Source organism: Pseudomonas sp. RA_15y_Pfl2_54, from assembly GCF_963971015.1.
Taxonomy (GTDB): Bacteria; Pseudomonadota; Gammaproteobacteria; order Pseudomonadales; family Pseudomonadaceae; genus Aquipseudomonas; species Aquipseudomonas baetica_A.
The window spans coordinates 68,435-88,520 of sequence record NZ_CAXAPN010000034.1 but is presented as its reverse complement, the minus strand read 5'-3'; the positions used below and the strand labels follow the sequence as shown (position 1 = coordinate 88,520).

Here is a 20,086-nt window from a genome sequence, read left to right as displayed (position 1 = left end):
TTGGCTTTCAAGGCTTTATCCTGACCAGATCCATTCAGTGGCCGATTACGTGCGGCTTGCACGTCAGATTCGGGCACTGGTGGGCCCGCTTGTCACCGATTTGCTGAAGGCGGGCGTGACTGTGATTTTGGATTTCCCGGCCAACACTCCAGAGGATCGGCAATGGTTATGCGGTTTGGCTGACGCAGCCGAAATTCCCCACTGTTTCCACTACATCGAAGTGGATGATGAGACCTGTCGGGGCCGGCTACATCAGCGCAATGGCCGCGCAGAGCATGAGTTTGCAGCAAGCGACGCTGAGTTCGATTTGATCACGAGCTACTTTCGTGCTCCGGATGCAGATGAGGGAATCCATATTAAAATTCACCGCTTCTGAAGGGCAGTGACACCTGAGCAAATTATCTAAAAAGTCCGCTTTTGGCCGGTTGCTGCCCTTCATGATAGGCAGCGACCGGCCAGAAGCCGTCAGTAAAGAAAAGCTGCTTTCGACCCATAGCGGACGTCGAGAGCGAGTATCTGAGAATGGTCGCCAAGATGATCTACGCGGCAAAAGTAAGCACTCTTGCCTCTGGAGTATCCGCTATGAACGCAATGACTTGCTCTTGCGGATGCGGGAAAAGCTCTGGGTATTCATCTGCAAGGTATTCGATGACCGTCTCTTCTTCCCAAGGGCCGAGCGAAGTCATGTAGTCAGGGTATTGATCTTGAATTTCTATCCATGATTGGTAAGGATGCTTGGAGAGCAACATGCCTGTTCGGGTGTAGATAATATGAATTTGCACGAATCTGTTCCGTAAGTTGACGTCTAGGACACAGCCAAGCGAGTGTAAATCCTTTTCAAGGTTACCTTCTGCCGGCAGCTTCTGGCTGATGAAAAGTAGTGGGCTGTACGTCCGCTCTTGGCCGATGTCTGCCCGTCGCGAAGGGCAGACATCGACCCAGGCTGTGTGAAAACGCATGCACCGTTGTGAAGTCTGCGTTGCTACGTAAAATCTGCCAACGTTTGGTTGGTCAGCAGACCTGAAATTTGTGTAGGAACGCGATTTTCGTTGCGGTTCTGACGTTCAAACTAGCTCTAAAACGTTTTCACACAGCCTGGACCCATAGCGGACGCTGACCAACGAGTAAACTAAGCGGGGGGGCGGCGCGCCGTCCCAGCGAATGAAATGAGCGATTTCAGCGCCTTGTTAGGCATAGCTGATATACGGCTCACCGAATACATCCTTGAATCTGAAAATATCTTTACCCACTATAAATATCCGAAATCTTGGGTCGTTTTGTGCTTGGTATGCAGGTATGTCATTGCGCACAAATCGGATTCCAAGGTTAGAAAGCTTAGATTCCATGGCTTCTACCAAGTTGTTGTCCTTGTAAAAGCCTACGAGGTGCCAATGCTCCATTTTCATAACGTGGTCATAGAAAAATTTACAAGCTTCTTCTTCGGATATCGAGCTGAATATTGGAGGGTGATCTATCCCGCGCTCCGTATAAAAAACTGACCAAAAACCATTTGTATTGCATAGGCAATACCCGTCACTTCCAATGCTGTTGATTGCGAAGTTTTGAGTGCTGCAGCCTTCGGCAATTAACTTTTCATTCGTTTCGAAGGTATTCATGGCTATGCCTGACTATAAGTAGACGACACAAGTGGCATAATATTTTCCGCTGTTTGCGTCTGATAACGTTCCTTGTCCATGTGTAACCCTTGTTCGGCTTGAGTGTCGCGCCAGAAACGCAACAGATGTGAGGTAACGCGACATGATTTGGGCACACATTACTGGCGCATTAGCAGCGTGTCCATGGTCTGCTTTTGGCCGACCTCTGCCGGTCAAGGCCACGAATCGTGCAGGTCAAATACGACGCAAGCAACAGATCAAGTCGAGTGCAAAAGTGTGGTCAAATCCATGCAATGACACGGAGCACTCTGTCGGCATTGAGCCGCTTTTGACCCAACGAGGCCAATGGACAAAGGCTTCACAGAGAGATAGCGTCGTCCCATTCGACTCAGGGGCTGCGCCATGGATGTTATTGCCAACTACTCAAATGAGCACCATCGCGTCGCCGTCATGGCGCTATGGGAAGCTGTTTTCGGCTACGAAACCGCGCATAACACCCCCAGCCTTGTCATAGACAAAAAACTGGCCGTTACGGATGGGCTTTTTTTTGTGGCGCTGGCAGGGGATGAGGTTGTCGGTACCGTTCTTGCGGGGTACGACGGCCATCGTGGGTGGTTGTATGCGGTTGCAGTGCATCCGGTCCATCGTAGAAAAGGCTTGGGCGCAAAACTTGTACATCATGCTGAGAACGCCTTGATCCTGCGTGGCTGTATGAAAATCAATCTACAGATCGTCAGCACAAATGAAAGCGTCAAAAGCTTCTACGAGTCTCTGGGCTACTCGACCGAACCGCGCATCAGTATGGGGAAGAAGATCGAGTCGAATATCACGATACCCAGGGAGTAAATTACGCTCTGCCAAAGCCGAAGAGCGAGGAACAGTGCGTAAAAACGGGACGCTTTAGTGTCTTTGGCGGCTCTCGGAAAGCAATGATCGCTGTGATCTGCATAATATATTGCTAGATGTTGCTGAGGCGGCTGATTGTTGTTAGATTGCGCGCCTTAAAAATTAACAGGGACACGTTATGTTTCTTATCTGGCAAGGCTGGGGCATCCTTTCTATTCTTTTTCCTTTGGTGGGCTTGATATCTTTCGCCGGGCTTCCCAATGGTCTTGGTGTCGGTATCGGTTTACTGGTTGCGGCGGCTGCCAACGCTTATATTGGCCACAAGCTGAATAATGCACCCGGCAAAACCTATATTGATCCAGCCACCGGTGGCGAAGTGGTTTTTCGCAAAAAGCACACGTTGTTTTTTGTGCCCATGCAGTACCTCTCGGTACTCATGGTAATCGTCGGACTGTTTGCATTGCTTAATCTGCACTAAACAAGGAGGCGCGTGGTTTCTATTGACTCGCACGCGCTCTTTTTTATCAAGGCCCACTTAAGGGTTTTCCTGATTGCTTAATTGCTCTGGTTTTGCTTGAGAACTTGTTTTTACAACGGCTGGTCGGGCAGTTTTTATTTCGAGCAAAGTGCGTATTACATTCAATGCATGCCAAGCCTGAATATTCTAAGGCTTACGGGATCTGAAATACGCTGCCAATTACCTTTAGCGCCTGTTTGCCGTCAGTATTGTAGAGCCGGTGCAAAAGCGTCTGATCGGTAATTCGATGCAAGCGGAAGTGGTTATAGAAAGCCTGGCCAAAACGCTGGCCCTCGAACTCGCCGAGATCCCAAAGACGGAGGAAGTTGTCATAGGCGGCGCGCTCGATTTCCAGTTTTGATTGGCGCTCCATCCGCACCTCACTCATTAGTCCGCTGATTGGCTTCAGAGCAAACTCCACGAAACCCCGACATAAACCCCCATCCCTTCACCCGGCGTCGACCGCGCAGCATCCAGCCCTTTGTCGTCATACCCCGGCGTGACCGTCGCCGCATAGCGCTTGTTGGTCAGATTGCGCATATCCACCCAAGTCTGCCAGTCACCCTTCGGCGCGTTGTAACCCACAGTTGCGCCAAACAGCGCATACGGATCGGCGTAGTAGCTGTTGGCGTAATCCACCGCTACTTTTGACACCAGTTGCGTATTCACAGCAGCGAAGAACCCCTGCGGCCAGTCGTAACGCAACGCCCCTTGGTAGTAGTGCATCGGCAGCCCCGGCAAACGGTTGTCGCCAAAACGATCATCATCGCGATAGTGGAAGTCGCTGAAGGTGTATGCCTGACGCAGGCTCAACTGTCGGCCATCGGCGGCTGACCAGAGTTTGCTGTTCAGGCTGGCTTCGACGCCTTGGTGGATGGTCGGGCTGGCATTGAGTTCGTAAGGCGTTACCGCGTTGGCGTCCGGCAGCACCGACAGCAATTCGTGACGCACTTGCGCGTAGTACCAGGCCAGGCTCCATTCGCCGAGGACGCTGTCGCCGCGTCCGCCGAGTTCCAGGGTGGTGGCGGTCTGGTTTTGCAGTTTGATCGGGTCTTTCTGGGTGCCGGTGGCGGCGCCGTTACCCGCCGGGAAGCGCACGTTGGAACTGTAGATCAGCGACCACGGGTGCGGCGCCTCGACCGCGCGACTGAGGTTGCCGAACACTTGCACCTCAGGCGTGATCTGGTAACGCAGCCCGAGGCGCGGGGCGTAGTCCCAGTCGTTCATGCTGGTTTTGCCACCCCCCTCGGGGTAGGTGACGGCACTTTCGCGACGGGTGTAGATGGCGGCGAGGCCGGTGGTCAGCCACAGGTCGTCGGCGATTTCCAGGTCGTTGCCAACATGCAGAACGGTGTCCGAACCCTGATAAGTGAAGTTGCGCATGCGCGTGCCGGGCGCGTAGTGGGCCGTATTACCGGTGGGGATTCGTACAAATTCACTGGCGCCGTCGTTGGGCAGGTGTTTGGTAACGCGCAGGCCAACGCTGCTGCGGCTTTCCATGCCAAACAGGGTGTCGCGGCGCTTGTAGTCGAAGGTGCCGCTGACGTCGGTGTAGGCGACCTTCAGGCGGTTGGGGCCTTCGCGCAGGTCCATCGGGTAATCGTGGTAGACGAGACCGGTCTGGATGCTCGAATCGTCGTCGATGTAGAACGTGGTTTTGTTGCCGATGAAGGTGCTGCCTGGCTGTTTGCGGCTGTCGTCGCGGGACACGTAAGCCGGGTTGGCCGCGCGAGGATCGTGTTCGATGACGTGCTTGGTCACGCGCCCGGCGAGGTCGTTGTCGGTCTCGCGGTAGCGGATGTAGAACCGCGTTTCCAGGTTCGGGTTGAAGCGATAACCGACGTTGGCGATCACGCCTTTGCTCTCGCTGGCGGTGTGATCCTGATAGCCGTCGGCGTTCGAGTCGGTCAGCGATAGGTAGTAATCGAAGTCGCCCAGCACTTGTCCGGAACTGACCTGACGCTGCTGATAGCCATGGCTACCGGTGGCGTAACGCACTTGCAGTGTCGGCGCGTCGTAGCCGGTGTGGCTGACGTAATCGATGGCACCGCCCAGCGCCAGCGAACCACGATCAAAACCGTTGGCCCCGCGCAGCACTTGCACATGGTCGACCCACAACGGTTCGAGCAATTCGTACGGTGTGCCGCCGGGGCCGGTGAGAGGCAGGCCGTCGAGCATCGTGTACAGCCCCGACGCATGGGCGCCCGGTGCGCGGTTGATGCCCGAGCCACGGATTGAAATCTTCACGCCTTCATTGCCCGCCGACTGCGCGTAAACCCCCGGCTGATAAGCCAGCACATCCTGATTGCTCGCCACACGACCTTGCAACGGTTGACGCATGTCGACCACGTTGGTGCCGCCGGGCACTTGCTCCAAGCGGGCCTTGGCGTCTTCAACAGAAGCGTGCGTAGCGCTGCGATCCTCTGCCGAAATCAGTACCTGTCCCAACTCAATGCCTTGAGTCTCGGCCATGGCCGGGCAGGCGAGGGCCAGGCTCAGCAGGGCAGTGGGCAGGGATTTAGGCGAGGGCATCGAGAGAACTCCAGCAAAGAGAAACGGGCAATGAACAGTGCGACGCAAGAAAGAACGAAGGAAACACATGGCGATTCGGTTTTTGCCCAGGACGCCGCCCGTCGACTGCGCTGAACCGGAGGGGTGTCCCTTGTTTCTATCTAGCAAGTCCCAAACGAGATCACCCAATGTTCGAGCAGCGAAAGAAAGAATTACTGTCAGCGTGGCGCGAACTGGCGACTCAGGCGAACTCGCAGATGGACCCGGAGCAGCAGTATGACGAGTTGCTCAAGGCCGCCGACAATATGGAGGCACAAGGACTGATCAGCAGCACCGAGTGGCGGCAGTTGGTACGGGATGCGGGCAGCGTATTCACCAAGGGCGTAGGCCGGGCACAAGGCCAATAGATTGGGTGACGCCACCTGGCGGCCAACCCCGAAAGCACAAGACTTCCCGCTCAAAAACCGGATAATGGCCGCCATTCGTTTAGCCGTATTCTGGTAATCCCGCATGGAAATCAAGGTCAACTTTCTCGACAACCTTCGACTTGAAGCCAAGTTCGACGACTTCACGGTGATCGCCGATCAGCCCATTCGCTACAAGGGCGATGGCTCGGCACCGGGGCCGTTCGACTACTTCCTCGCGTCGTCGGCCCTGTGCGCGGCTTACTTTGTGAAGTTGTACTGCGACACCCGCAACATTCCTACCGATAACATTCGCCTGTCGCAGAACAACATCGTCGACCCGGAAAACCGCTACAACCAGATCTTCAAGATCCAGGTTGAATTGCCGGCGGACATCTCCGACAAGGATCGCCAGGGCATCCTGCGCTCGATCGACCGTTGCACGGTGAAGAAAGTCGTACAGACCGGTCCTGAGTTCATCATCGAAGAGGTCGAAAGCCTCGATGCCGATGCTCAGGCATTGCTGATGCCGATGTCGGATTCGCAGGCGGGCACTTACATTGCCGGCAAGGACCTGCCGCTGGAGCAGACCATCGCCAACATGTCGGGGATCCTTGCCGACCTGGGCATGAAGATTGAAATCGCTTCGTGGCGCAACATCGTTCCCAACGTCTGGTCGCTGCACATTCGCGATGCTCAGTCACCGATGTGTTTCACCAATGGCAAGGGCGCGACCAAAGAAGGCGCACTGGCCTCGGCACTGGGCGAGTTCATCGAGCGCCTGAACTGCAACTTCTTCTACAACGATCAGTTCTGGGGCGAAGAGATCGCCAATGCGCCGTTCGTGCATTACCCGGACGAACGCTGGTTCAAGCCCGGACCGAAAGACGAATTGCCGAGTGAAATCCTCGACCCCTACTGCCTCGATATCTACAACCGCGATGACGAGTTGCGTGGTTCGAACCTGATCGACACCAACTCCGGCAACACTCAGCGCGGCATCTGCTCGCTGCCGTTTGTGCGCCAGTCGGACAATGAAGTGGTGTACTTCCCGTCCAACCTGATTGAAAACCTGTTCCTCAGCAACGGCATGAGCGCCGGCAACACCTTGGCTGAAGCGCAAGTGCAGTGCCTGTCGGAAATCTTTGAGCGCGCCGTCAAGCGCGAAATCCTCGAAGGCGAAATGGCGCTGCCGGATGTACCGCAGGACGTGCTGGAGAAATACCCAAGCATTCTGGCCGGTATCAAGGCACTGGAAGAGCAGGGTTTCCCGGTACTGGTCAAGGATGCGTCGCTGGGCGGTGAATTCCCGGTGATGTGCGTCACCTTGATGAACCCGCGCACCGGCGGCGTGTTCGCGTCGTTTGGCGCGCACCCGAGCCTTGAAATCGCGCTGGAGCGCAGCCTGACCGAATTGCTGCAAGGGCGCAGTTTCGAAGGCCTGAACGACTTGCCGCAGCCGACCTTCTCGGGGCAGGCCGTGACGGAGCCGAACAACTTCGTCGAGCATTTCATTGACTCAAGCGGTGTGGTGTCGTGGCGGTTTTTCAGCGCCAAACCGGACTTCGAATTCGTCGAGTGGGACTTCTCCGGCCAAGGTGAAGACTCCAATGGCGAAGAAGCCGCCACACTGTTCGGCATCCTCCAAGACATGGGCAAAGAAGCCTACATGGCGGTCTACGAGCACATTGGCGCCAAGGCCTGCCGCATCCTGGTGCCGGGCTACTCGGAAATCTATCCGGTCGAAGACCTGATCTGGGATAACACCAACAAAGCCCTGCAATTTCGCGCCGATATCCTCAACCTGCACAACCTGAGCAAAGTCGGCCTGCGAAACCTGGCGACGGGCCTGGAAAAAAGCGAGCTGGACGACTACACCGATATCACCACGCTGATCGGCATCGAGTTCGACGACAACACGCCGTGGGGCAAGCTGACGATTCTTGAGCTGCGCCTGCTGATCTACCTCGCCTTGCAGAAGTTTGATCAGGCCAAAGATCTGGTCGAAGCCTTCCTGCAATACAACGACAACACCGTTGAGCGCGGCCTGTTTTATCAAGCCGTGAACGTGGTGTTGGAAATGGAGCTCGACGAAGACCTGGAACTGGCCGATTACGAAGCCAACTTCCGCCGTATGTTCGGTCACGAGCGGATGGACGCGGCGATCGGTTCGGTAAACGGCAGCGTGCGCTTCTATGGTCTGACGCCAACCAGTATGAAACTGGAAGGTCTGGATCGGCATTTGCGTCTGATCGAGAGCTACAAGAAGCTGCATTCGGCGCGGGCAAATGTGAAGGGCTGATCCTGTAAACCGTGGCCGTGATGACCGGTGGCGAGGGAGCAAGCTTCCTTGCCACCGGTTGACGGTCTGATCAGGTCGAATCGGGTCACTTCAATTCAAGGTCACCACCGCCGATTGCGCGCAGGAAAAGGGTCACTTGCTCTTTCATACGCATTGGCACTTCTTCCAGCCGCCAATACTTAGCGACCATGCGCAGCATCGGCCAATTGCCCCGTATCAACCCGCACAAACACCGAGTCACCCACCGCTGTCAGCACCTCCCCCGCAAACACCTCGCAGATCACCCGGGTCTTGCGCCCGACTTCACCTTCGACTTTTGCCCGTAAGGTCAGCGCGATGCCCATCGGCGTCGGTTTGATGAACTTGATGCCGAGATTGCCGGTCACGCAGTCAATGCGGGGCAGGGTGCCGGGCTCGCGATTTTGCGCACGGTAGTGATAGGCCATTGCCGTCCAGTTGGAATGGCAGTCGACCAGCATCGCGATCAAACCGCCGTAGACCAGGTCCGGCCAACCATAGTATTTGGCGTCCGGTACATGCTCGGCGAGGACATGCACGCCGTCTTCATGCCAGTGGCTTTTGATGTGCAACCCGTGCGGATTGCGGCCGCCGCAGCCGTAGCAAACGCCTTCAGGCGCGGCGCTGTCTTGCAGGGAGGTGTCGAGGCTGGACATGGGGTTGGTCATCCTGGCGTGGTGAGTCCGGTCAGACGCAGGCATTTCTTGCAAGGCCGGTCGGAGGGGCGATTGTAAGCGTTAGGGCCGTTTTCGCCGAACGCGTATTGATGTGCAGCACATCGGCACCGCAGGTCATTGCTCGGGAGCGAGCCACGTATCGACAACCCGTCGATCAAGTTCCTCCCAATACGCCATCCCCAATACCCGCGTGGTGTTCAGACCGCGCAGATAACCGCGCAACTGATGGGCGGTATCGCGGATGTACTGCGGATCGGAGATGGTTTTATCCAGCAATACGCTTTCGTACTGGACCAGGTATTCAGACACTCGCTCGCGAAAGTCGGGTAGAACGGCGTCGCGGATCAGGTCAAACGTTCTCAAGTAGGACTCCTCATTCATGTTTTTCTATTTGTATTGAGTGTGTATCAGTCTGCAAGGTGCGCAACTATTGCTAGAAGTAATAGTGACCATCAAGAAACGCAAGTTCTGCTTTGTCGGCAATGCGCGGAAAATCGCCTCCATCGAACACGCAGCTCAAGGAATTTGCGCGATGAACACGTTGACCCGACTGGTACTGGCCGCCCTGCTGATGAGCGCTGCCGCTGCACCGACCTACGCAGACGATGCCCGCTCGTGTCACTTTCAATCGATTACCGGCAGCAGTGCCACGTTGCAGCGCTCGCAAACCGTCGGTGTGCTGTACAGCGAAAACACTCGGGACAACCTGCAATACCTTGAGCGTTACCACGCCATGGCGGTCAACGGCGCGAAAGATGCGCTCGACTCGCGGATTCGCGAAGCTTTCGTCGAAAGCTCTGATCCGGAACTGGCCATCGACTGGTTGATGAGTTCGTTGCAACAACAGTTTCTGTCGGTAACCGTTTACGACAGCCTCGATGCCTTGGTGCAGGCGCACCCGGATGTTGTGGTCAAACTCGACACGTTCAATCGCTTGTTGACCCAACGCAACAGCCTGGTCGAAGCGCGTTTCACTGCACGTTTCTACGATGCCGACCTGCAATACATCGGCAAAGCTGAAGGCGCGGTGGAAAAACAACTGCCCTCGGCCTGGGTACACAACCAGGCACCGCTGCAAATTGCCGCGCAGATCGAGAAACAACGTGACTTGCAACTCAGCGCGTTGAAGCAGTTCGACAACTCGCTCAAGGCCTTGGTGTCCGCGAGCTGAGCACCTAAAACATCATTGGCAACGGCGACGCCGTCAAGCGGGACCGTTGCCGGTTGAACCGAACTTTTATTTTCAGGATGACACCGATGCGTTCTTTATTCGTGCCAGCCATGGCCTTCGCCTCCTTGCTGCTCGGTGGTTGCGTCAGCGCGCCAAACGACCCGACCCTGACCTTGCAGACCAGCAAGACGCCCGCACAGTACGCCGATTGCGTCGTACCGAAATTGCAGGGCAGTGCGCTGAACCCGACCGTCTCGCAGACACAGCGCAGCTTCCGGATCGTGGTGCCGAGCAAGGTGGCGGCCGATAACGTACTGGAAGCCTACAAGGCCGGCAGTGGCGGCAAGGTGTTTCTTTATGAGCGCCACTTGCTGGCTTCGAACTTCCTGCCATCGACTTTTGAACGGGCCGCTCAGGATTGCATCTGATTTCGCCCGGTAGCCGTATGTAAAAGAGCTCCTTTGGTTGGCCGCAACCAACCAATTTTTTGCCCCGCGCCTTCATTCGGTCGCGGGGCTTTTTTTTGCTCGCTGTCTGGCGATCAGGTGCCCGCTGAGAATGAATACAAGCCGCAAGGTTCGAAGCGCTCGCGGGTGTCCATCCGCACGGCTCGCAGGCTCAAGGTTTGCAGATGCGACGCATACAACGACTCCGAACGGAAGCTGATCAGGACGCTACGCCGGCGTGCCCCGCTCAGGTTCAGGCTGCCCGCGTGCACCAGATCCGCATCAAACACCAGAATGTCACCAGCGCCGCCTGAAAGCTGCACAGACCGCGACTCATCATTGAAGTCCAAGGGCGATGGCTCCGGCTCAGGTCGGTGGCTGCCGGGGACGATACGCGTCGCGCCATTTTCAGGGCCGTAGTCGTCGAAAAAAGCCAGAGCGTTGACCATGTCGCCCGGCCGTTGCGCCGACAAGTCGCGGTGCAACGGTTGATATCCGTTACCCGCGAGCGGTTCGCGACCCTCCACTTGCGCGAGGAAAAACCGTTGCGCGATCAGCTCGCCTGCCACGGCCAGCAACAGCGGCAAGCGACACACAGCCTGAATCGTTGGATCAAGGTCCAATAGTGAATGGCGCCACTGAGCGCCTCGCGGGGTTGGCCACTGATCTGAGGGCATCACGTTCGCATCGAACACGCTGCGAAGCTCATTCAGCCATTCGGTGGGGATGGCGTGTCGGAGCAGGGCATAGCCATCGCGATGCAGTTGTTCACGCTCAGTCATGGTTTCCTCGGCAGGATGTCGCAGCACAGAAGGTATAGCCATTGACTGATTCAAGCGCCAGATCGCTCGGCGGCGCTGTTGCCGCAGTTTATCGATCAGGGGGCGGAGATCCTGACGAATCTCCTTCAGACGGCGTAAGTGCGTGGCGCCTGGTCAAGCCCATTTGAACTGAGCCGGGAATCTCGCCGCAAAGCATGTTCCCGTTTCGAGGTCCGAGGTGACGCTCAAGGTACCGTTGTGCGCCGCCGCAATCTGCGATGCGATATAGAGCCCTAGACCCAAACCCTCGTAGCGCTGCCCGGCTTCGGACCGGGAAAAGGGCTCGAACAACAGCGGCATCAACTGCGCCGGAATCGGCGTGCCCTGGTTGGTCAGCGTAATGACAATGTCGTTGCTCTCGGAATAGGCGTTGAGGATGATCGGTGCAGTGGTTGAGCCATGAGTGACTGCATTGCCCAGCAGATTGGAGAGCAATTGACTGATACGCAATGCGTCGCAATAGACCCCTGCCGGCACGTCCAGCGCGTGAATGAACGTTGCGTGCGGGTGGGATGCCTGAACCTCTTCAAGCGTCATCAGCAGTGTTTGCTGCAAGTCATCCACCAGTTTTCGTTGGACTGGAATCCCGCCACCCAGCCGTCCCCGGGCAAAATCGAGGATGTTTTCGATCAGCACACCCATGCGCACAGAGCTTTTGCGGATCGCCGAAAGCAACTTCAGTGAGCGCTTGTCTTCGGTTTTGGTTTCCAGCAGATCGGTACTCATGCGAATGGCGCTTAACGGCGTTCGCAGGTCATGTCCCAGTACCGCGATGAACTGCTCGCGCAGCCTGCCCAGTTCATTGGCCGTGTCCAGCGCGGTTCTGGTGGCGTGAAGGTGGCGTTGGCTGTCGAGGTTCATGGCAATCAACTGCGCGAACAGTGTGAGCGTCTGGGTAATGGCCGGTTCCTCGACATTGGCCGCGAGTGAGTCGATGGCACACAGCGTCCCGAAAAAATCGCCATTGGCCTTAACGATCGGAATGGAAATGTAGCTCTCCAGCCCATAGGTTTTCGGTGTGTGATGAAGTGAAAAGACCGGGTGTTCGCTGGCCTTGCCGAAGATGACCGGCTGCTTGTGTTGCCGGATCTCATGGCAGATGGTCGATTCGAGTATCAGTTCGCCGCCGGGTTGCAGGCCGAAATCAATCGAATCGTCGACAGCGCACGCCACCCAATGACTTTCAGTCACGCGAGCAACTGCCGCGAAGCGCATGCCGGTCAGGTGTTTGACCATGCGCAGGATCACGGGCACCGCGTCAATGCTGCGGATGGCTTCAATGTCGGGTAAAAACTCGGGATTGGTCATGGGGTGACGCTTCAAGGATGTGGGCCAAAGACTATCTTTTATTGGCGCTCATGGCGAATAGGCGCGTTGGCCGACTGAGTGTGAGGTTTTTGCAATTCAGCTCAGTGCCTTCGCTTCAGATGGCGATGGATGGGCCTGTTTGCCACGGCCCAAGGCTGGCGTGAACTTCATCGGTCGGTGCATGGAATCACGCGTTTGACCAGTTTGCCTATGGACATGCCCTGGACCAGGATCGAAAACACCACGACCGAATAGGTCAGCGATACCACGACATCACGAGCCTCTCCCGGCGGCAGTGTCAACGCCAACGCCACCGAAATGCCGCCGCGCAGGCCGCCCCACGTCATCACGCTCCATGAGCCCTTTGGTAGCCGAAAACGTTCGCCCAGAACTGCAATCGGAACCCCGACCGTCATTAGCCGCGAGAATAAAGTCAGCATGATCACCATCAGTCCCGTGACAATCAGAGGATTGGAGAACTGAATCAGAACAACTTCCAGGCCAATGAGTACAAACAGCAACGCGTTCAGAATTTCATCAATCAGCTCCCAAAACATATCCACGTTTTTTTCGGTTTTTTCAGACATCGCGTAGGTGCGTCCCTGGTTCCCCACGATCAATCCCATCACCACCATCGCCAATGGCCCCGAAACATGCAAAGACGTGGCGAGGGCATAGCCGCCGAGCACAGCGGCCAGCGTGATGAGAACCTCTTCCTGATAGCTGTCGATACTCTTGAGCATTCGGTACGTGATGTACCCGACTGCAGCTCCTAAAAGCGCGCCGCCACCCGCTTCCCTCAGCAAAACCAGCGATGCACCGCTGAAAGAGGGCGTTTCACCGCTCGCAATCATTGCCAGTATCAGCGAAAACAGCACAACGCTGACGCCATCGTTAAAGAGCGACTCACCCGAAATCACCACCTCAACACTGCGGGGGGCACCTGCTGATTCCAGGATGCCCATGACCGCAATCGGGTCGGTTGGCGAAATCAGCGCGCCGAACACCAGGCAGTATGCAAGGGGTAACTCAAGGTTGGTCAGGGACAGCAGTTCCCAGAGCCCAAAACCGATGATCAGCGTCGATAGGGTTGTACCAACGACGGCCAGGCATGCAATTTGCCATTTGTAGGAGCGCAGTTCCGACAAATTGACATGCAATGCACCTGCAAATAACAGCAAGGACAACATGCCTTGCATCAGTAACTCGGAAAAGTCGATGGACTCGATCAATGATTGTTCGATGGTGTGCAACGTGTGAAAGCCCAGCGCATCAGAGGCCATGTTCAATAGCGAGAGGCCCAAAGCAATGCCCATCACGCCGATAGCCGGGGGCAGCCCCACATAACGACGATTGAGGTAGGCGAGGGTCGCGGTGATGCAGAGAAATATTGCAATGATGTCCAGCATGGGTTTGATGTCTCCCAGGCGCACCGGGTGGGGGTTGGACACTGGCACCTTCTGCGTTCTGCGTGATGCCATATGGGCACCCGCAAATGCCACTCATGAAAGATGCGAGTAAATGTTTGCGTGGGCGGCCGATCAAATGAGTTTTTGATCGGCCGCCATTAACCAGAGCAGTGTTGCGCCGGTGGCTTAATTCAAATCGCCAGCCTGATGTCGCTCGGGCACCTGGCTCGCTTCATCGCCCCATGTCCGATTGACGCGCTGCCCACGAATGACCGCTGGCCGCTTGGCGATGTCCTCTGCCCAGCGCTGCACATGAGTGTATTCGTGAGCGGCCAGAAACTGCGCCGCCGAGTAGACATTGTTGCGCACCAGTTGCCCGTACCACGGCCAGACCGCGATGTCGGCGATGGTGTAGCTGTCGCCGGCCAGGTAAGGACTTTGGGCAAGACGCCGATCCAGTACATCCAGTTGCCGCTTGGCTTCCATGGTAAAGCGGTTGATCGGGTACTCCATTTTCTCCGGCGCATAGGCATAGAAATGCCCGAATCCTCCACCCAGATAAGGCGCTGCGCCCATCTGCCAGAACAGCCAGTTGAGCGTCTCGGTGCGTCCTGCCGGATCTTTGGGCAGCAAGGCGCCGAATTTTTCTGCGAGGTAGAGCAGGATCGCGCCCGACTCGAACACCCGAATCGGCGGCTCGACACTGCGATCGAGCAGGGCAGGAATTTTCGAGTTCGGATTGATCTCGACAAAACCGCTGGAGAACTGATCGCCTTCGCTAATGCGGATCAGCCATGCGTCATATTCGGCAGCGGTATGCCCCAACGCCAGTAGTTCCTCCAGCAGAATCGTTACCTTCACGCCGTTGGGCGTGGCGAGCGAGTAGAGCTGCAACGGATGCTTGCCCACCGGCAACGTCTTTTCATGCGTCGGGCCGGCAGTCGGGCGGTTGATGCTGGCGAACTGACCGCCGGATGGCGCTTCGTTTTTCCAGACCAGGGGCGGAACGTAGGGCGTTTTGCTCATGACATTGGTCTCGTCGATTGTTGGCTGAGAACAGAGGGACACCGTAGCGTGTTTGTCGCTTACGCCACAAAAAAATTCCGCATTTCTTGAGCTAATGCCTGCGTGAAAGACCGCTTCTGCCGGGCATCTGAACTCAATACCGCTATGACACTGATGCTTTGCGGCTGTATCGGGGGTATCAGTTTCGACGCTGGAGTCGGGCTCGCGGGCCCAACAATAAGCGGACAGTGTCGAGACCTCGCGCGAATGGGGCGGTGTAACGCTTTGGGTCATAGTGGTGCCGAGCTGCTTTTCTCGAAATGTTCAACGGGTGTCCGTTTCCGAATGGCGGGCCAGTATGTTTCTGATGAGAGTTTCTTCACTAAATGAAATATTGGCGATTTCACACGCGTCAGGGACTTGTTGCCATTCGCTTGAGGCGTATCCGATCTGGCGCACAAGCCATTGCTGCGGGCCAGTCCAGGACAGCTCGAGGTAAGGGCCGGCCAGTTCTTTATTGGCGATCAGCAAGCCGACTTCATCCGCCGGCCCCGGGCACATGCCGCCGACCGCAAAAGGTACCCGCTCGAGGATGAGGGCGTTGAGTATGGCCAGCAACTCTGCATGCGAAGCGAAGGAAACGTGGCGCTGGCCGGCAACAGCGCCGGCAAAAACCAGGTCGCCGGTTTGTGAGTCTGCAGCGTTGATCGATGCCAGGTGCGCTGGCGCTTGGCCGGAGCCTTTGGCATAGCGTGGTTTAATCACTGTAATTCAACTCAATAGGTTGAAGACCCGCGATGCAGAAGGGCGAGCATGAGCGCACAGATCCCTGCGCTCATGCTCGGAGAGGGGCCAGGATGGTGAGGTAGATCCACCTGATACGGCGAAAAAATCAATTCCCGTCCGCTACCTTGCGTTCAATCTCATCGGTTTTGCGCTTTAACGTCTCCGCGTCCTGCTCTTTGACCCGGGTCGAAGTCGGTGTGATCACCTCATCCACGGCTCTGGTGTCACCGTCCTTGTCTTCAAGATCACGTTCGACCACATTCACCGGTTTCCCGGAAGCGTCGGTGGGCTGGGCATTCATGGTTTTGTCGTCATTGCTGTTCATATCGCAGACCTCCATGGGTGTAATCGTTGGAGGGGCGGTTTGAGGCTAGCGTTCGATATTTCTTTAAATCGCTGAATCGACGTTGCAGAAACTTTGCACCTTTCCAACGGCTAAATCTGTTTTAACCAGACCCTGTCGGGATGAATATCATCATGCGCCCAAACACCTTGTTTGCAACGTTGCTCGGCTTGTCTGCACTCGAGGTTTTGCAGCAGAAGCCAGCCATTAAGCAAGCGGTATCTTTTTCATGCCTCGCATCGGGTCATCCAGTAGACGAAATTGCTCAAGTATGAAATCGAGCAGTAGCCGTGTTGACGGCAGCATGCCTTGTCTTGAAGCAAATACGGCATGAATCATTTCTGTTCTGGGTGCCCAATCCTGCAAAACCACGACCAGATCCCCGCGCTCGATGTAATCGTGTACCAGTGACATTGGCATCTGCGCGACACCAACACTGTCGATAGCCGCGCAACGCAACATCAGCAGGCCTTTGGTAATGAGCAGCGGTCGGTGCGCGTGGGTGAACTCCGAGCCGTCAGCATGGAACAGCGTCCAGCTGTAATCGCGTTGTGGACTGCCGTGATGAACACTGGGCAAACGCGCCAGATCTTCTGGCCGGTCGGGTGTACCCAAGCGGCTCAAAAGCTTCGGGCTGGCTACCAGACATTGGGGGCGTTGGGACATGACGCGGCTGACCAGATTGGAATCTTGAAAGGGCAGGGGACGGACCCTCAACGCCAGATCGACGCCTTCGGCAACCACATCGACCTGACGATCACTGGCTTCCAGATGCACCTCCACACGCGGGTGCTTGACCATGAAGCGCGAGATGATTGCGCCGACACATTCCTCTAGTAGCACCGTGGGGCAGGTGACCCGCAGGACCCCGCCAGGCTCTGCGTGGGTCATCGCTATCGCAGCTTCCGCCGATTCAGCTTCCTTGAGCATTGCTCGGCAATGAGCATAGTAGATTTGCCCCAGCTCGGTGACCGAAAAATGGCGGGTGTTACGAATGATCAAGCGCACGCCGAGCCGTTCTTCAAGTAGAGCGATCCGTCGGCTTAGGTTGGATTTCGGAATACCCAGCGCACGTGCGGTGGGCGCGAAGCCTCGGTGATCCACCACCATAACGAAGTACTGAAGGTCATTGAGATCCAGCACGGTCGACATCCATTGAGACAGAAGGCACCAACTATACAAGTCTGATCGTCCCTTGTATGGGAAACACCAGTCAGTTTTTTGTATCTGGTGCCGCGAGCTGCGCGGACATTAGATTGCAGCCGCTCGATGACCGCATGTGTAAGGTCGGCAAGTGGTATCGACGACGTCAACAGCTCGCCCGCGCTGCGGTTTTCTCTGGATCTGAACTTGAACAAACTCTGTGAGATGCATTCTTTTGTCACGGTGGTCGACACCGGCAGTATTTCCGAAGCCGCGCGACGCTTGGGCATTGCCAAGTCGATGGTCAGCCAACGCCTTCAGCAACTGGAAAGGCGTTTGGGCAGTATTCTGCTTGAGCGCGGACGACGCGCGCGACTGACCGAAACTGGCGATGTGTTTTATCGCTATTGCGTGCGCATTCTGGCCGATGTCGACGACGCGGAGGGCGCGGTATTGTCCTCGCAGTCGAGCCTGCGTGGCAGTTTGCGACTGGCCGCTCCGATGGCATTCAGCATTCGTTATCTGACGCCGATTCTGTCTGCTTTCGCGGTGCGCTACCCCGATTTGCAGCTGGACGTCGAGTTCGATGATCGTCACGTCAATTTGCACGAAGAACGCTACGATGCCGCTATCCGCATTGGCGAGTTGCCGGACTCTTCGCTGGTGGCGAAAACCATCACGCCAAACCGCCATATCATCTGCGCAAGCTCAGACTACCTAGCCACGCATGGCATTCCACAAACCCCACAGGAGCTGTCCCGTCATTTCGCCATGCTCTATGTGAACCGTGAGCCCCACGGCATGTGGATGTTGCCGGTGAATAACACGCTGGAGTCATTTCGCGTGCGCTGTCGCATGCGCACCAACAATGCACATCAGTTAATGGAAGCCGCCAAGGCAGGCATGGGGCTAGCGATCCTGCCGACGTTTCTGGCTGCTCAAGCGATTGTGGCCGGCGAGTTGCAAGAGGTGCTGGCGACCTATGCACCACGCGCAGGAAATATCTCCATGGTGTACCGACGTTCATTGCGCGCATCGCCCAAGCTGCTGGCGCTGGCTGGCTTTCTCTGCGAGCAGATCGGCAACCCGCCAGCGTGGGAGCAAATGCTGGCAGCCCATGCAAGTCAGTCTGATTGAATCGTTCGCAATTGACGAAACGTGGATTCACTTTTTGCCTGCTTATGAGCTTTTGAAGGCTTACATATGCTTTCCCCAACAGACGCAATCTCTAGCGCCTGACAGGGAAGAAACGCATGAAGAACGTAATTATCGTCGGTGGGGGCTCGGCCGGTGCAGTGCTGGCTCGCCGATTGAGCGAGAGCAATCAGCGTCAGGTGTTGTTGCTTGAGGCCGGGAAAAGCTTTGTGCCGAACGACTATCCCGACGTTGTTACCAGCAGCGACATTGTTGGGGCCAGTAGCAGTTCGGAGCTCGAATGGGGCTACAAAACCCAGCCCGGTTACATCGATCATCCCATCGGCGCTTTGCGTGGCAAGGTCTTGGGGGGCTGCTCTGCCATCAATGGCGCGGTAGCGATTCGTGCTCGCCCCAGTGATTTCGCGCGCTGGGATCTACCTGGGTGGAGTTATGACGACATGTTGCCCGCATTCAAAAAACTCGAGAGCCACAGTCGTGGAGGCAGCGCTTTGCATGGTCATGAGGGGCCGCTGCCGGTTAAACAACTGAGCAATCTGGACGTCACGCCAATGCAGCGAGCGTTCATTCAGGCGACGTTCGCCTATGGCTACAAGATCATCGATGACTTTGACGGCGCGGATGCGAACGGCGTCGGCCCGTACCCGATGAATATCGTCGACGGCGTGCGTATCAATACCGGCATGGCCTACCTCACTGAACAGGTGCGAGCCCGCAGTAACCTGCAGATCCAGGCGGACAGTCTGGTCGATAAAGTACTGTTTGAGGGCCGACGTGCCATAGGTGTACAAATGAGCGATGGCGCGCAACTGTTGGCCAGTGAAGTGATCCTTTGCGCGGGTAGTTATGGCAGTGCGGCGATTCTGCTGCGCTCCGGTGTTGGTCCTGCCGCCGATCTGGCCGCGTTGCAGATTCCGCTGGTAGCGGATCTTCCGGTGGGTCAGCGTTTGATAGATCACCCTTTCTATTACAACGCCTATGCAGCCCGTGCGGATTTGATCGGTCGACAATCACCGGTCATCGGCGCCAAGCTCTGGACCAGCAGCCGCCGAGCCGAAAAGGATGAACTCGATCTGCACATCACCGCCACGCACCTATTTCCTCACGATCAGAGTCCGACCCATGTGGGCTTTGTGCTCGCCGTCGCACTGACCCGCCCGCAATCGCGAGGCAGCGTAACGCTGGCGAGCCGTGATCCGCTCGTGGCGCCTAGCATCGACCTGAATTTTCTCGCCGACCCTGAGGATCGCCAACGCCTGCTTGAGGGTATTCGCTTGGCCCGCAAGATTGGCGCCACTGCACCGTTGAACGCGTTTATTCACTCGGAGCTTAATCCGGGGCCGAGCACTGAGTCGGACGAAGCGCTGTTGGCGAGTGTCCGGGCGAGCCTGGACACCTATCACCACCCGACCTCAACCGCGCCGATGGGCAGGCCCGGTGATTCACATGCGGTGGTCGATTTGCAGGCGCAGGTCATTGGCTTGCAAGGGCTTCGCGTGGTCGACGCATCGATCTTTCCCGATGTTCCATCAGTTGCGACCAACATCACCGTGATCGCCGTTGCGGAAAAAATCGCCGCGCTTTACGCCTAATTTTCAGGACTCGACT

The 20,086-nt window shown here is 56.5% G+C and carries 22 protein-coding genes; 9 read left to right on the top strand and 13 right to left on the bottom strand.

Annotated features, from left to right (window positions below):
* Positions 1-376: AAA family ATPase (locus tag AACY50_RS22875; protein WP_339539213.1), on the top strand; the 376-nt coding region annotated here is incomplete at its 5' end.
* Positions 377-539: 163 nt separating this feature from the next.
* Here the strand turns inward: AACY50_RS22875 and AACY50_RS22870 are convergent.
* Together AACY50_RS22870 and AACY50_RS22865 are read right to left on the bottom strand one after the other, a co-directional pair.
* The gene (locus tag AACY50_RS22870; RefSeq protein WP_339539212.1) at positions 540-782 is read right to left on the bottom strand and encodes a hypothetical protein; all 243 of its coding nucleotides are present in this window, start codon (positions 780-782) and stop codon (positions 540-542) included.
* A 405-nt stretch (positions 783-1,187) separates the two neighbouring features.
* Positions 1,188-1,616: an SPOR domain-containing protein gene (locus AACY50_RS22865; RefSeq protein WP_339539211.1), complete on the bottom strand. Its 429-nt coding sequence runs from the start codon at positions 1,614-1,616 to the stop codon at positions 1,188-1,190.
* Positions 1,617-2,018: 402 nt separating this feature from the next.
* Here AACY50_RS22865 and AACY50_RS22860 point away from each other — a divergent pair, with 402 nt between their 5' ends.
* The gene (locus tag AACY50_RS22860) at positions 2,019-2,462 is read left to right on the top strand and encodes a GNAT family acetyltransferase (RefSeq protein WP_339539210.1); all 444 of its coding nucleotides are present in this window, start codon (positions 2,019-2,021) and stop codon (positions 2,460-2,462) included.
* A gap of 178 nt (positions 2,463-2,640) precedes the next feature.
* Positions 2,641-2,940, top strand: coding sequence for a hypothetical protein (locus tag AACY50_RS22855; RefSeq protein ID WP_221732576.1), 300 nt, complete (start codon positions 2,641-2,643; stop codon positions 2,938-2,940).
* Between the two features lie 193 nt (positions 2,941-3,133).
* On the opposite strand, the gene AACY50_RS22850 is transcribed toward AACY50_RS22855, so the two are convergent.
* Both AACY50_RS22850 and AACY50_RS22845 read right to left on the bottom strand, forming a co-directional pair.
* On the bottom strand, positions 3,134-3,352 hold the full coding sequence (locus AACY50_RS22850; protein WP_339496038.1) for a hypothetical protein: 219 nt from the start codon (positions 3,350-3,352) through the stop codon (positions 3,134-3,136).
* Between the two features lie 32 nt (positions 3,353-3,384).
* A complete protein-coding gene (locus tag AACY50_RS22845; protein ID WP_339539209.1) occupies positions 3,385-5,511 on the bottom strand; it encodes a TonB-dependent receptor family protein in 2,127 nt (708 codons plus the stop codon).
* Positions 5,512-5,678: 167 nt separating this feature from the next.
* On the opposite strand from AACY50_RS22845, the gene AACY50_RS22840 reads away from it, so the two are divergent.
* Positions 5,679-5,897, top strand: a complete 219-nt coding sequence (locus tag AACY50_RS22840) for a hypothetical protein (protein ID WP_339433004.1) — start codon at positions 5,679-5,681, stop codon at positions 5,895-5,897.
* Positions 5,898-6,000: 103 nt separating this feature from the next.
* Positions 6,001-8,196, top strand: coding sequence for an OsmC domain/YcaO domain-containing protein (locus AACY50_RS22835; RefSeq protein ID WP_339466043.1), 2,196 nt, complete (start codon positions 6,001-6,003; stop codon positions 8,194-8,196).
* A 179-nt stretch (positions 8,197-8,375) separates the two neighbouring features.
* Here AACY50_RS22835 and AACY50_RS22830 read toward each other — a convergent pair whose 3' ends face one another.
* Both AACY50_RS22830 and AACY50_RS22825 read right to left on the bottom strand, forming a co-directional pair.
* Positions 8,376-8,870: a PaaI family thioesterase gene (locus AACY50_RS22830; protein ID WP_339539208.1), complete on the bottom strand. Its 495-nt coding sequence runs from the start codon at positions 8,868-8,870 to the stop codon at positions 8,376-8,378.
* Positions 8,871-9,005: 135 nt separating this feature from the next.
* On the bottom strand, positions 9,006-9,254 hold the full coding sequence (locus tag AACY50_RS22825; RefSeq protein WP_339433007.1) for a hypothetical protein: 249 nt from the start codon (positions 9,252-9,254) through the stop codon (positions 9,006-9,008).
* Positions 9,255-9,423: 169 nt separating this feature from the next.
* On the opposite strand from AACY50_RS22825, the gene AACY50_RS22820 reads away from it, so the two are divergent.
* Both AACY50_RS22820 and AACY50_RS22815 read left to right on the top strand, forming a co-directional pair.
* Positions 9,424-10,062: an ATPase gene (locus AACY50_RS22820; protein ID WP_339466041.1), complete on the top strand. Its 639-nt coding sequence runs from the start codon at positions 9,424-9,426 to the stop codon at positions 10,060-10,062.
* Positions 10,063-10,148: 86 nt separating this feature from the next.
* The gene (locus AACY50_RS22815; protein WP_339539207.1) at positions 10,149-10,490 is read left to right on the top strand and encodes a hypothetical protein; all 342 of its coding nucleotides are present in this window, start codon (positions 10,149-10,151) and stop codon (positions 10,488-10,490) included.
* Between the two features lie 113 nt (positions 10,491-10,603).
* Here the strand turns inward: AACY50_RS22815 and AACY50_RS22810 are convergent, their stop codons facing one another.
* From AACY50_RS22810 to AACY50_RS22780, 7 genes are all read right to left on the bottom strand, one after another.
* On the bottom strand, positions 10,604-11,290 hold the full coding sequence (locus tag AACY50_RS22810; RefSeq protein WP_339433091.1) for a phytanoyl-CoA dioxygenase family protein: 687 nt from the start codon (positions 11,288-11,290) through the stop codon (positions 10,604-10,606).
* Positions 11,291-11,443: 153 nt separating this feature from the next.
* Positions 11,444-12,637, bottom strand: coding sequence for a GAF domain-containing sensor histidine kinase (locus AACY50_RS22805; protein WP_339466038.1), 1,194 nt, complete (start codon positions 12,635-12,637; stop codon positions 11,444-11,446).
* Positions 12,638-12,804: 167 nt separating this feature from the next.
* Positions 12,805-14,046 carry a cation:proton antiporter gene (locus AACY50_RS22800; RefSeq protein WP_339433011.1) on the bottom strand — a complete coding sequence of 414 codons (1,242 nt, stop codon included), beginning with the start codon at positions 14,044-14,046 and terminating at the stop codon, positions 12,805-12,807.
* Positions 14,047-14,232: 186 nt separating this feature from the next.
* Positions 14,233-15,072 (bottom strand): glutathione-dependent disulfide-bond oxidoreductase, encoded by an 840-nt coding sequence (yghU, locus tag AACY50_RS22795; RefSeq protein WP_339433012.1) that lies wholly within the window; start codon positions 15,070-15,072, stop codon positions 14,233-14,235.
* Positions 15,073-15,375: 303 nt separating this feature from the next.
* On the bottom strand, positions 15,376-15,816 hold the full coding sequence (locus AACY50_RS22790) for a hypothetical protein (RefSeq protein WP_339433013.1): 441 nt from the start codon (positions 15,814-15,816) through the stop codon (positions 15,376-15,378).
* Positions 15,817-15,943: 127 nt separating this feature from the next.
* Complete coding sequence (locus AACY50_RS22785; RefSeq protein WP_339433014.1) at positions 15,944-16,162, bottom strand: hypothetical protein; 219 nt, start codon at positions 16,160-16,162, stop codon at positions 15,944-15,946.
* 225 nt (positions 16,163-16,387) lie between these two features.
* Positions 16,388-17,332 (bottom strand): LysR substrate-binding domain-containing protein, encoded by a 945-nt coding sequence (locus AACY50_RS22780; RefSeq protein ID WP_401137122.1) that lies wholly within the window; start codon positions 17,330-17,332, stop codon positions 16,388-16,390.
* Between the two features lie 198 nt (positions 17,333-17,530).
* Here AACY50_RS22780 and AACY50_RS22775 point away from each other — a divergent pair, with 198 nt between their 5' ends.
* The gene (locus tag AACY50_RS22775; RefSeq protein ID WP_339433016.1) at positions 17,531-18,460 is read left to right on the top strand and encodes a LysR family transcriptional regulator; all 930 of its coding nucleotides are present in this window, start codon (positions 17,531-17,533) and stop codon (positions 18,458-18,460) included.
* Positions 18,461-18,576: 116 nt separating this feature from the next.
* Positions 18,577-20,070: a GMC family oxidoreductase gene (locus AACY50_RS22770; protein ID WP_339433017.1), complete on the top strand. Its 1,494-nt coding sequence runs from the start codon at positions 18,577-18,579 to the stop codon at positions 20,068-20,070.
* Positions 20,071-20,086: the final 16 nt, after the last annotated feature.